Source organism: Methyloglobulus morosus KoM1 (assembly GCF_000496735.2).
Taxonomy (GTDB): domain Bacteria; phylum Pseudomonadota; class Gammaproteobacteria; order Methylococcales; family Methylomonadaceae; genus Methyloglobulus; species Methyloglobulus morosus.
Genome location: NZ_AYLO01000129.1, coordinates 1 through 11,988 on the forward strand (window position 1 = coordinate 1; position 11,988 = coordinate 11,988).

12 protein-coding genes are annotated in these 11,988 nt (G+C 46.6%); 10 read left to right on the top strand and 2 right to left on the bottom strand.

Features of this window, described 5'->3' with window-relative positions:
* Positions 1-256 precede the first annotated feature (256 nt).
* From efpL to MGMO_RS15970, 5 genes are all read left to right on the top strand, one after another.
* Positions 257-823 (top strand): elongation factor P-like protein EfpL, encoded by a 567-nt coding sequence (gene efpL, locus MGMO_RS15950; RefSeq protein WP_023496104.1) that lies wholly within the window; start codon positions 257-259, stop codon positions 821-823.
* A 39-nt stretch (positions 824-862) separates the two neighbouring features.
* Complete coding sequence (locus MGMO_RS15955; protein WP_036308386.1) at positions 863-1,399, top strand: DUF1697 domain-containing protein; 537 nt, start codon at positions 863-865, stop codon at positions 1,397-1,399.
* A 47-nt stretch (positions 1,400-1,446) separates the two neighbouring features.
* The gene (gene uvrC / locus MGMO_RS15960) at positions 1,447-3,282 is read left to right on the top strand and encodes an excinuclease ABC subunit UvrC (protein ID WP_036308387.1); all 1,836 of its coding nucleotides are present in this window, start codon (positions 1,447-1,449) and stop codon (positions 3,280-3,282) included.
* Entirely contained in the window at positions 3,272-3,841 is a 570-nt protein-coding gene (gene pgsA / locus MGMO_RS15965; RefSeq protein ID WP_023496107.1) for a CDP-diacylglycerol--glycerol-3-phosphate 3-phosphatidyltransferase, read from the top strand. The genes uvrC and pgsA overlap by 11 nt, the downstream gene beginning before the upstream one ends.
* 83 nt (positions 3,842-3,924) lie before the next feature.
* Positions 3,925-4,626 carry a TetR/AcrR family transcriptional regulator gene (locus MGMO_RS15970; protein WP_235557312.1) on the top strand — a complete coding sequence of 234 codons (702 nt, stop codon included), beginning with the start codon at positions 3,925-3,927 and terminating at the stop codon, positions 4,624-4,626.
* A 26-nt stretch (positions 4,627-4,652) separates the two neighbouring features.
* On the opposite strand, the gene MGMO_RS15975 is transcribed toward MGMO_RS15970, so the two are convergent.
* Together MGMO_RS15975 and MGMO_RS15980 are read right to left on the bottom strand one after the other, a co-directional pair.
* Positions 4,653-5,132, bottom strand: a complete 480-nt coding sequence (locus tag MGMO_RS15975; protein ID WP_023496109.1) for a cyclic nucleotide-binding domain-containing protein — start codon at positions 5,130-5,132, stop codon at positions 4,653-4,655.
* A gap of 309 nt (positions 5,133-5,441) precedes the next feature.
* Positions 5,442-6,332: an outer membrane protein assembly factor BamD gene (locus MGMO_RS15980; protein WP_036308388.1), complete on the bottom strand. Its 891-nt coding sequence runs from the start codon at positions 6,330-6,332 to the stop codon at positions 5,442-5,444.
* 115 nt (positions 6,333-6,447) lie between these two features.
* On the opposite strand from MGMO_RS15980, the gene rluD reads away from it, so the two are divergent.
* From rluD to MGMO_RS16005, 5 genes are all read left to right on the top strand, one after another.
* Entirely contained in the window at positions 6,448-7,392 is a 945-nt protein-coding gene (gene rluD / locus MGMO_RS15985; protein WP_023496111.1) for a 23S rRNA pseudouridine(1911/1915/1917) synthase RluD, read from the top strand.
* Positions 7,382-8,122 (top strand): peptidoglycan editing factor PgeF, encoded by a 741-nt coding sequence (gene pgeF, locus MGMO_RS15990; RefSeq protein WP_023496112.1) that lies wholly within the window; start codon positions 7,382-7,384, stop codon positions 8,120-8,122. The genes rluD and pgeF overlap by 11 nt, the downstream gene beginning before the upstream one ends.
* Positions 8,119-9,045: a ZIP family metal transporter gene (locus MGMO_RS15995; protein ID WP_023496113.1), complete on the top strand. Its 927-nt coding sequence runs from the start codon at positions 8,119-8,121 to the stop codon at positions 9,043-9,045. The genes pgeF and MGMO_RS15995 overlap by 4 nt, the downstream gene beginning before the upstream one ends.
* A gap of 152 nt (positions 9,046-9,197) precedes the next feature.
* A complete protein-coding gene (locus MGMO_RS16000; RefSeq protein ID WP_023496114.1) occupies positions 9,198-10,199 on the top strand; it encodes a glycoside hydrolase family 17 protein in 1,002 nt (333 codons plus the stop codon).
* Between the two features lie 270 nt (positions 10,200-10,469).
* Positions 10,470-11,783 (top strand): D-alanyl-D-alanine carboxypeptidase family protein, encoded by a 1,314-nt coding sequence (locus MGMO_RS16005; RefSeq protein ID WP_235557313.1) that lies wholly within the window; start codon positions 10,470-10,472, stop codon positions 11,781-11,783.
* Positions 11,784-11,988: the final 205 nt, after the last annotated feature.

An 11,988-nucleotide genomic window follows, 5' to 3' on the forward strand; every position in this document is an offset into this window, starting at 1 on the left:
AAAATGTTCGATCTTGCCCCATAAAAATTTAAAGGTATCCGGTTAAATTTCTTGGTGACATTATCTGGGCTTTTTAAACTCAATGCTATTAGCATAAATACCTATATACGGACTTTTTTTGCTGAGTGTTGAAAGCGGCTCTTGTTAGGAGGGCCATATAACTTACTTCATTGAACGTATGGAGTCCGGGGAGAAAATTGTGTGAATCTGCGTTAGACTATTGCTTCTTATAGATGTCAAACGGTCGGAGTCGTGCGTGGCAAAAGCAAGCGAGTTAAAAAAAGGCATGGTGGTTGAAGTCAATGGCGTACCGCATGTGGTTAAGCAAATTGAAGTCAGGAATCCGTCGTCCAGGGGTGCATCGACTTTGTATAAGGTCAGGTTCAATAACCTGAAAACAGGGCAAAAACTGGACGAGTCGCTAAAGGGCGATGATTTTTTAAAGGAAGCCGATTATGTCCGTGCCAAGGCACAATTTTCCTATATGGATGGCGATTTGTATGTATTCATGAATGTCGATGACTACACCCAATATACCTTGCCCGGCGAAGACCTGGAAGGCCAGATCGGCTATCTGACCGAGGGGCTGGAAGGTATTGTGGCTTTGCTGGTGGACGATGAGGTGATTGCGATTGAATTGCCCAGCTCTGTGGTGATGGCTATCACGGAAACGACTCCAGCAATCAAGGGCGCAACAGCCAGTGCAAGGACGAAAACGGCTAAGTTAACCACAGGCATAGAAATCCAAGTGCCGGAGTACCTGGAAACAGATGAGTTGGTCAAGGTCAATACCGAGACAGGGAAGTTCATGTCCAGAGCTTAACCTATAAGTTAAAGTATTTTAACGGTTTCTAGTGATTGCGTGAACACATACATTGCACTATTTCGAGGCATCAATGTCGGTGGAAAAAATATTTTGCCGATGAAGGACATTGTCGCAATCCTGGACACTTTAAATTATGAAAACATTCGGACGTTTATCCAAAGCGGGAATGTTATTTTTCAGGACAAGAATACAGTTAACGAAAAGAGTGCAGACGAAATTGCTAAGCTGGTCTTGGAAAAAAATGGCTTTGAGCCAAAGGTTTTATTGCTTAGTTTAGAGGAATTGCAAGATGCCGTGGCAAATAACCCATTTGCCACGGACAAAGGTAAGGCGTTACATTTTTTCTTCTTAGAATCCCAGCCCCAAAAACCAAACACTGAACAACTAACGTCCATGAAAGCCAAATCAGAAGAATTTTTGCTGACAAATAAAGTGTTTTACCTATACGCGCCTGAAGGAATTGGACGTTCAAAGCTCGCGGCAGGTGTCGAAAAAGCACTTGATGTGCCGATAACAGCCAGAAATTGGAACACAGTTGGCGCATTGGTTTCGATGGCCGAAATAACGCAGTAATTTGTAATTGCTCAGAATTTCTCTGCACTATTTTTAGTTGTAATAAATTGATTGAAAAAGAACTTAAATTTGAAAGCAAAGCGTTCATAAAATCGCTGACCAAGCGTCCAGGCATTTACAAAATGCTCGACGACAAAGGCGAGATCATATATATCGGCAAGGCAAAAAACCTCAAGAACCGGGTTTCGACGTATTTCAACAACCAAGTCGCATCATCGAAGCAGCAAACCATGGTCGCCAAGGTTGCGAATATCGAGGTGACAGTAACGCACACAGAAGGCGAAGCGTTACTGCTGGAATCCCAACTCATTAAACGCCATAAGCCGCGCTACAATATCTCACTTCGTGATGACAAGTCTTTCCCTTATATTTTTCTGTCCAGCAACCAAGATTTTCCCCAACTGACTTTTCACCGGGGCGCGAAAAGCAAGAAAGGGCAGTATTTTGGCCCGTATCCTAGTGCAGGCGCCGTACGGGAAAGCCTGAAACTGCTGCAGAAGATATTTCCCGTCAGGCAGTGCGATGACAGTTATTACAACAACCGCACCCGGCCTTGCCTGCAATACCAGATTGAGCGTTGTACCGCGCCTTGCGTTGGCTTGATCGACAAACCGACCTATGCCGAAGATGTCGCCAGCACGGTCATGTTTCTTGAGGGTAAAGGCAGCTTACTGATTGAACAACTTATCGCCAAAATGGAACAGGCGGCAGACAAACAACGGTATGAACTGGCGGCAACCTATCGTGACCAGATTGGGCGATTGCGTACCGTGTTGGAAAAGAATTTCGTCCACGGCGAGCGCGGCGATGTCGATATTATCGCCTGTGCCGTGAAAGCCAACATGGCTTGTGTCCAGTTGTTTTTTATCCGTAATGGGCAACATTTGGGCAATAAGGTAAGCTTCCCCAAAATGATAGGGGAATACGATCCTGCTGCCATCATCCAAGCCTTCATCTCCCAGTATTACCTCGATAAACCCGTGCCTTATGAGTTGATTGTCAGCCATGAACCGGAAGAAACCGGATTGTTGGCAGACGTATTGTCGGGTCTCGCCAAACATTCCGTCGCGATTGCCCATAATGTCAGGGGGGAGCGTGCCAAGTGGCTGCAAATGGCATTGACGAATGCGGGAAACTCACTGTTGAGCAAATTGGCCGACAAACAAGGCATTTACACTCGCTTCCTCAGCTTACAGGAAGAACTGGGTTGCACAGAAACGCCCAAACGATTGGAATGCTTTGACATTAGCCATACGCAAGGTGACCAAACTGTCGCATCCTGCGTGGTCTTTGACCGTGATGGCCCGGTAAAATCCGCTTACCGTCGTTTCAATATCGTGGGCATTACCGGCGGGGATGATTATGCCGCTATCTACCAAGCGGTTTCCAGGCGATTCAAGCGACTGAAACAAGGCGAACATGAGGCCCCTGACATCCTTTTTATTGACGGTGGCAAAGGCCAAGTCCGTGAGGCGCAAAAGGCATTAGCCGAATTGGCGATAAATGATGTTATGATAGTGGGAGTTTCCAAGGGGCCTGATCGGAAGCCTGGGATGGAAAAATTGATTTTGGTTGAGCAGGAACAACCCGTCAATGTTTCTCCAGGTGCGAGTGGGTTACTGCTAATTCAGCACATCCGTGATGAGGCGCACCGCTTTGCTATTACGGGGCATCGGCAGCGGCGCGGCAAAGTGGCCAAACAGTCAGTATTGGAAAGTATTGTAGGGTTGGGCGCAAAGCGTCGGCAATTATTATTGAAGCAATTTGGTGGATTACAGGGAATAGAACAGGCTGGGGTGGATGCGCTTTGCAGCATAGATGGGATAAGCAAACAATTGGCGCAACGAATTTACGATAACTTTCATCACCACGATGACCATTGAATATAACCTACCGACCTGCCTCACCTTGTTCAGGATTGCGTTAATCCCGTTGTTGGCTGTCGTATTCTATGTGCCTTGGGCCTATAACAATGTTGCCTGTACCTTCATCTTTTTCTTGGCTGGCGTTAGCGATTGGCTGGATGGCTACTTGGCCAGAAAAATGCAATTGGAAACGCCTTTCGGTGCATTCCTTGACCCTGTAGCCGATAAATTAATGGTCGCTTTCGTCCTTGTGTTGATCGTTCAGCAACAGGCGAACCCTTATCTGGCTGTACCCGCCGCCATTATCATCGGTAGGGAAATTACCATTGCATCGCTAAGGGAATGGATGGCTGAAATCGGTCAACGAGCCAAAGTTAAGGTGTCCGAGTTAGGGAAATGGAAAACCATGTCGCAAATGCTGGCAATAGGCCTGTTGCTTTACCGAGAAGATTTGCTAGGAATCCCTATCAATACTATAGGCTACGTACTGCTTTACATAGCCGCTGCATTGACTTTGTGGTCAATGGTGAATTATTTGGGTGCCGCCCTGAAATCCATGCCGGACAGTAAAGTTTAGCGTTCCAAGGATAAAACCTGATCCTTGGGATTCTTTTTATATGACGGTATTTTTAATACTAAAGACAGCGCAAAGAAATTGCTGTGAAAGACAAGATGGAACAAGAGACAATAGAAATACGTCCGAAGGACGAAACCTGGGATGAGGCGGAGACTCAAGAAAAAACTGAAATTCAAGATAACGTTGAGCCTCGAGAATCAGTTGAAGTCCAAAAGAAAAACGAGGCTCCGGATGAAATACTGCTGGCCGCGCTAAAACTGTTCTCCCAAAAAGGTTTTTTCAACACTTCGCTCACTGACATAGCTAAGCAAGCAGGGTTAAAAAACACCAGCGCAGTTTATCCTCACTTCAAAAACAAACAAGCCATAGCAACACAGTTGTATGCCAATATACTCGATAGTTTGAGTGCCTCAATCGACGATATTCGGTGCAAGAATCCAAAATCATCAGGGCAGCTACGGGGAATAGTGGATTTGCTGTTCAAATTAACTGATGACGCACCCGATATTATGCGCTTTCTGCTTATCTTGAAGCTCGATGAATTTTTGCCTGACGAAAAGTCAATGCTGGAATCCCCTCCATTCATAAAAATCCACAAAATTATCCAATCAGGCATCAAGGCGGGTGAAATACGCAATATTGACCCTATACTGGTGAATGCTTATTTTTTTGGCATTATCAACACTACCTTGCGATTCAAATTAACCGGTATGCTAGAAAAGGCGGCAGATGCCTATCAAGGACAGGCATGGATTGCAGCCTGGAATGTGATCGCTAAAAAGTAGCGAGCCTCATCAGCGGTCATTATAAGTTAACTGGCTAATTTTTCCGTAGGCACGGGTAAAAATGCGAATTTCACGTCAAGATAATCCATAAGCCACTCATTGAAATCAGTTTTTAAAATCACTGAAAACATAGCGTTTTCTAAGGTGATATTGGAAACTGATTTTAGTTCGTCAGTTACCAATGCTATTTCGCCAACGCACGAATTTGGCTCTTGTACTCGGAAGATGGCCTCATGGCCATTTTCAGGGCCGACACGACTTACATGGACTTTACCCGAAAAAATTAAGAGTATGGCGCTCGTTTTGCAGTCAGGGGCGGCTTCCCTTTTGACATAACGCACAGTTTTGGCTTTTTTCATTAGGTCAGCCAGGCCCTTTTCAGGTATGTTAGACAAAAAAGGAATATTATCCCCTTTAAAATCATATATATCAGGGTTCTGTGATGAATACAAGTACGATCTATCGTCAATTGCGGATTGATTTCCTAATAGACTAATATTTTTCATAAAAACCTCCTTTTAGAGTAATAAGCACAGAATCTGATATTTGTTGGCACCTGCCCATTAGTTGGGCGTTATTTTAAAATGCGTTAGTTAGGGGAATGGTTGAGCTTGCCCGCCTATTTCCATAAACAGTTTCAAACCGATAAGTAACGGTTATTAAATTAAACGATTTTCAGTTTATTACAATAGGTACAAATACCTATACGGGGGTGGGCTGAAAGCACAGGGACGTGCTAATTGGTAGGGCGCGTCACACTTAAGGCTTAGTGTGAGCGCTCAATTGAGTGGGTCTTTTACAATGCTAACGCGAGATTATTTTTCAAGCCCAATAAAATCCCAAATCTTGTGGGAAACCGTGGCATTTTCGTATTCAGGTACCGGTGGGCCGTTGGGGAAATTAAGCTTGTACACTTTTTCTGCGTTTTGGGCTAAATCTGGCATATCCAGTTTTGTGTAGGCTTCCTGCATGACTTGTAAGGCATAAGGCACAGCAGTCGTGCGCTGGTATTTTTCGACGACATAAGCCGCTCGGTTTGCGGCGGCGACGTAAGCCCTGCGCTTCATGTAATACCGGGCTACATGCACCTCGTGCATGGCGAGGTTGTTTTTAAGTGCGATCATGCGTTTATTGGCGTCCGGCACGTATCTGCTTTGTGGGTATTTGCGTACTAATTCTGAAAAAATATCGTAGGCGCTACGGGCATTGCCAGGGTCGCGTTGCGAGGCGTCGGTTGGAATAAAGCGCTGGGCGAAACCAATGTCTCGATTGTAATTCACCAAGCCTTTTAAATAATAAGCATAATCCACATTAGGGCTGCGTGGGTTCATCTTGATAAAGCGATCAGCGGCAGCAATGGCGGATTCGGGGTCGGAATTTTTATAGTAAGCGTATGCAATATCCAATTGCGTTTGCGATGATTCCGGGCCAAATGGGAAACGCGCCTCCAAGGCTTCGTAAATCTTGATGGCTTTGTCCCAATTCCCTGCATCGACGGCTTTTTTGGCCTGGCTGCGAAATTTGTTGGCATCCCAATCGACACAGTCGTCGTCATCTTTGTCCTTCGAATCATAATCTTTCCAGTCGGCGCACTCATTTTTACTGGATGACGAATCATCAGAATAAAGTTTTTTCACCGTTTCACAACCTTGCATGGAAACAATGCACGGTATGAGAACTAATAATTTAAGCAAAAATAATCGCATAGGACTAACGACACGTTGTATTATGTGGGGTTTACTTGCCGAGCATTCTTTAATGCCAGGAAATGACTGTTTGCGGCGAGTATAACGTATCGTTGAACGAATCAGAAGTAGTGTTATGCCAAAATTGACAGAAACAGTGCCTTATGGGCTAGCAGGGTTGCGCTTGGATCAAGGGGTTGCCGAACTGTTTTCCGATTACTCCCGAAGCAAATTGCAAACCTGGATAAAATCCGGAAAAGTGGAAGTAGACGGCGTGATATTGTTAAGCCCAAAAGCCAAATTGGATGGCGGTGAGGAAATCACGCTGGATGCGGAAGCCGAAATCGTCGTTGAATCTACCCCAGAGCCGATTCCCCTGGATATTGTCTTTGAAGATGACAGCCTGTTGATTGTCAATAAGCCGGCGGGCTTGGTTGTCCATCCGGCTATCGGCAATTGGCATGGGACATTGCTGAATGCCTTGCTTAACCATGATTCCAATCTGGAGACATTGCCTAGGGCAGGTATCGTCCATCGTATCGACAAGGAAACCAGCGGTTTGCTGATGGTTGCTAAAACCTTGCAGGCCCATAATAGCCTCACGCAACAACTGCAAGAACACGATATTACCCGCGAATACTTGGCCGTAACCCGAGGGCGCATGACCGCTGGCGGCACAGTGGACGAGCCGATTGGAAGGCATCCTACCGAGCGTAAACGCTACACGGTTAGGGAATCCGGCAAGCCTGCCGTCACCCACTATCGGGTTGTCCAACGCTTTGCCCATCACACATTGGTGCAATTGATGCTGGAAACGGGGCGCACCCATCAAATTAGGGTACACATGGCGCATATCCGTTATCCCCTGTTAGGGGACCCGGTTTACGGTGGACGCTTTCAGATGCCGCCCAATTGTGGCGCTGAATTGGAGAAAGAATTGCGTGGTTTCAAACGACAAGCCTTGCATGCCGCAAAACTCGGGCTGCAACATCCGGTGACGGATGAATACTGCGAATGGGAGCAACCCTTGCCCGATGATATGATTAGGCTAGTTAGTGCGTTAGCGGACAATGAGCGTTAATCGGCACTTTCTTAAAACTGACTGGCCCGCGCCTGCGAATGTGCATGCAACAACCACATTACGCTCAGGTGGCGTAAGTCAAGGCGGGTATGCCAGCTTAAATCTCGCCACCCATGTCGGCGATAATCCCGACAGCGTTAGTCAAAACCGGCAACTTATAAAAACGCTGTTGGGTTTACCGTCCGAACCGATTTGGCTAAGCCAAACGCACAGCAACAGAGCGGTAAAAGCGATGGCAGCAGATTCGCCGCTGCAAGCCGATGCAAGTTATACCGATCAGCCAGGCGTGGTTTGTGCCATTATGACGGCAGACTGCTTGCCGTTATTGGTATGCTCTGATGACGGTATCGAGATAGCGGCGGTCCATGCGGGTTGGCGTGGATTATTGGATGGCGTGATCGACAATACCATCGCTGCCCTGCAAAATAAAAATTTATTGGTTTGGCTAGGGCCCGCCATTGGCCCCAATTGCTTTGAAGTGGGTAACGATGTACGTAACGCGTTTGTAAATAAATCCAATGAATACTCGGCTGCGTTCATGCCGTACGGCGACGGGAAATGGCTAGCCGATATTTATCAACTGGCGCGTATCAATTTAGCAGCGTTAAGTATCACTAAGATTTACGGAGGCGGTTTTTGCACTGTCACCGACCATGAACAGTTTTATTCTTACCGTCGGGATCAAGTTACAGGCCGTATGGCAACCCTTATCTGGAGAGATCCGGTTTGAATTTATTACTATTGATCATCATCTTCACCGCCGTTGGCGGCGTACTAAGCGTACTTGCGGCAGGTGTTTTCCTGCTGTTGCCGGATGAGCAACGCAATACAATCGTTCCTCACGGCATCAGCTTTGCTATCGGTGCGTTATTGGCCGTGGCATTTTGGGGGTTGATTCCAGAAGCCTTTGGACACATTAAAGCAGAGCAATTCCAAACCCTGTCAGGCACGGTTTTGGCAGGGATACTCGGATTTTTTGTATTGGAAAAACTACTGATCTGGCGGCATTGCCACTTCGAAACCTGTGAAGCGCACGGCGATGAAAGTCATGATACGGCTTATGAGCAGGGCCACGACCACGGTCGAAACGACCATCACGGACATCATCACGGCTTCGACCAATCCGCTGGCGCGTTGATCATCCTGGGCGACGGTATCCACAATTTTGTGGACGGTGTGTTGATAGCCGCCGCATTTTTGACTGACGTTAAATTGGGTATTGTCACCAGCCTTGCTGTCGCTACCCATGAAATTCCGCAGGAAGTCGGCGATTTCGCCATTTTGCTGCACAGTGGTTATTCCAAAGGCAAGGCGCTGTTTTATAATGTCCTTGCCAGTTTAACGACCGTGCTTGGCGGAATCCTGGCTTATTACAGCCTGGAAGACTTGCACGACAGCTTGCCCTACTTCTTGGCGTTGGCTGCGTCCAGTTTTATTTACATCGCCGTCGCCGACTTGATCCCGTCATTGCACAAAAAAACCGACATGAAGACTTCATTGCAGCAAATCGCCCTGATTGCCGCTGGAGTGATATTAATTTGTACTTTGCATGGCGTTGCCCACGGTATTGAACCCGAAAACCAGAAAGAAGGTAGGATTGGATCGTACTTAGGTTGGCTAGCTAAAGTACCCTGTTTAATCTACGGTGCTTAACGCAATAAGATCGCTTATGATATAAGCTTGCACGTAGAAATGCATAATACGTATGGAATAGAATGACTCGTGGCATCAAAATAAGGATACTGTCTTATCAAGACAGTGATGGATTTTAAGTTATTCATTTCAATTGTAAATATGGAAAATTCATGAAGTTTTTGCCGTTATTTGTAGCCATACTCCTATTAATTACAGATTCAGGCGGTGCATTTGCCGCACGGCCTATCAAGCATCACAAAAATTCGGGACAGGACGTTATCAACGCGATGCAATGCGTGGCCTTCAGCCCTTATGTGGGAAGTATCAATCCAAATTTTGGTGCACAACCTTCCCACGAACTCATCGATACATTGTTGGACAACCTTATCAAACAAACCCGCTTCCGATGCATAATGACTTACGGTGTGATGAACGGTTTGGAATACACGTTCGCGGCGGCGGAAGCCCGCAAGCTGAAGGTGATCGCGATTATCTGGCTGGACAAGGATGTCGCGGTCAACGACCAATCGATTGCCAAAGGGATTGAGGTTGCCAAGGCTTTCCCCAAAACCATCGTCAAACTGAGTTGCGGCTCTGAAGTGAGGACACGGCATGGCAATGTTTTTGATGGCGAAATTGTCAGATGTATGGACGGCCTGCGTAATGCCGGCGTTAAGCAGTCCATTACCACCATCGATACCTGGTGGGAGTGGTGCAACCGAGCAGCGCCATGCCAAAAAACCGGATTTGAAGCAAAGGCGGATTGGATAGGTGTCAATATTTTCCCCTGGTGGGAAAACAAACATGCCGGTGTGTATACCTGCGTCCCTGCGGACAAGGCGGCTGATTTTCACATCGCCAGGCTTGAAGAAATCAGGCGCACTTATCCGGGCAAGGATGTGGTTTTGACTGAATTTGGTTGGCCTAGCGGCCCCGAAGGGGGTACGGAAGCCAACGACCATACGGGGCAAAAGTGCGGTATCGCCGGCCAAAAAAATCAGGTCAACATCATTAAGGCGACTTTACAAAAATTGGCCAAAAAGAATTGGTCAGGTAACGTATTTGAGGCTTATTCCGAAAAATGGAAACCTGACGATGAAGGGAATTTTGGTAGCCATTGGGGAATTTGCCAAGGTGAGCCGCCTTATACCTGCGTGAAAGATTTTAAGTAAAATTGAACGTCACTGTTCCAACAAAATATCGTCCAAACATGGGTTTTGGGCAATGCGTTAATCAAAAATTCGACTATAGTTAGCGTTTTTATTTATATGGGATTTTTGTCTTTTAATCCCTTAGATTTTACCCTTACTTTTTATTCTACAACTTCCTGTATCGTACCCACTTTAATCACTACCTTTTGAGACCCTTAGTAAATGAAGATTGTAAAACGCATCCTACTCGTATTGACTGCAACAGGGCTTATGCTGGCATCTCACACAGCTATGAGTCGCCACGCGGCCCTATTGATAGATGCCGACAATGGTAATGTCTTATATGAGTTGGAAGCCAATCAAGCTTGGTATCCGGCGTCCCTGACAAAATTGATGACCCTGTATATGGCATTTTCCGCCTTGGAGTCGGGGCGTTTGAGCTTAAAAGATCCCATGAGCGTCTCAAGCCATGCCGCACAACAACCGACCAGCAAATTAGGGTTAAGGGCATGGGAGACTATTTCTGTTGAAGATGCCATACTGGCGGTGGTGACCCGTTCAGCTAATGATGCCGCCGTTGTGCTGGCAGAAAAAATAGGAGGGAGCGAAACCCAGTTTGCTATTCAAATGACCTCCATGGCACATAGCATCGGCATGTATGGCAGTCATTTTATGAATGCCACTGGCTTGCCGAACGATTGGCAAACCACGACGGCACATGATATGGCGTTGCTTGCCTTAAGAATAGTCCGCGACTTCCCGCAATATTATCCGTATTTTGGGGTTGACAGCTTTTATATAAATGGGCGGTATTTACGTAGCACCAATAAATTTGTTGCCCATTACCCTGGTGCGGAAGGTATGAAAACAGGTTATACCTGTGGTTCGGGCTTTAATCTGGTCGCGTCGGCAAACCAAAATGGCAAGCGTTTGATCGGTGTCGTGTTGGGCGGCTTGTCCAGCAGTGAACGCTATCAGCACATGTTCAGCATGATGGACAATGGGTTCGCGGATTCTTATAGTGGTTATCCCACCAATAATATCAACACCATGAGTAAGAATTCAGTCGGTACGCCACCTTATCAATTGCCCTGTGGCCATCGGCCTCCTTCGCATTATGCCGCTCGGCATATTGAGGAAAACAATGAGGGGGATGATGACCGTCATTTGCGTTATGTCAGGAAAACGCCAATCTCGAGACATCATGCCGCTTACAGGAGTAGGCCTGAAAGCACAAGAACCGTGACAAAAGTCAGGATCGCCGGAAGGACAAAAACGATTGTTAGGCACGCTTCAGGACCGCTGCGTGTGACAAAAATCAGCAGGAATAGCCGCATGGCAAGCAAAAAAACCGGCACAATAAAAATGGCGTCCATTTCCGGGAGTAGCCGTAAGAAAGCGCGTGGCACAACAGTTGCCAGCAAGTCCAGATCATTAGGAAAACCTTCACAAATCGCCCAGGCCAGTACTCACGGCAAGGGTTATTACGTCCCAAGTAGCAAGGGCAAAAATGCAACGGGTACCTCAGCTAAAGGCAAAAGCTCAGTAAAATCTGCTGGCGGCAGCAAAACGTCGGCGAAGGGTAAACGAACTTCTAAAAAATAAAGGATACAAGCTGTTTGCCCAATCAACGGGCTGGGATGAGGGAATATCCCTTAGGCTGCCCTAACGAATAAGGTTAGATTGTGAGAGCGAAGCGAACCAACGAATAAGGTTAGATTGTGAGAGCGAAGCGAACCACAATCTGAACCGGTTGTTGGACAAGCCCGGTGATAATCGATACAGTCTACGTCTATTATAAGAAAATATC

Bases quoted from the DNA above. Each gene is read 5' to 3' on its own strand.
- pgsA (WP_023496107.1), top strand. From the start codon at position 3,272: ATGACCATTGAATATAACCTACCGACCTGCCTCACCTTGTTCAGGATT.
- MGMO_RS16005 (WP_235557313.1), top strand. From the start codon at position 10,470: ATGAGTCGCCACGCGGCCCTATTGATAGATGCCGACAATGGTAATGTC.
- MGMO_RS16000 (WP_023496114.1), top strand. From the start codon at position 9,198: ATGAAGTTTTTGCCGTTATTTGTAGCCATACTCCTATTAATTACAGAT.
- pgeF (WP_023496112.1), top strand. From the start codon at position 7,382: ATGAGCGTTAATCGGCACTTTCTTAAAACTGACTGGCCCGCGCCTGCG.
- MGMO_RS15975 (WP_023496109.1), bottom strand. From the start codon at position 5,132: ATGAAAAATATTAGTCTATTAGGAAATCAATCCGCAATTGACGATAGA.
- rluD (WP_023496111.1), top strand. From the start codon at position 6,448: ATGCCAAAATTGACAGAAACAGTGCCTTATGGGCTAGCAGGGTTGCGC.
- MGMO_RS15980 (WP_036308388.1), bottom strand. From the start codon at position 6,332: ATGCGATTATTTTTGCTTAAATTATTAGTTCTCATACCGTGCATTGTT.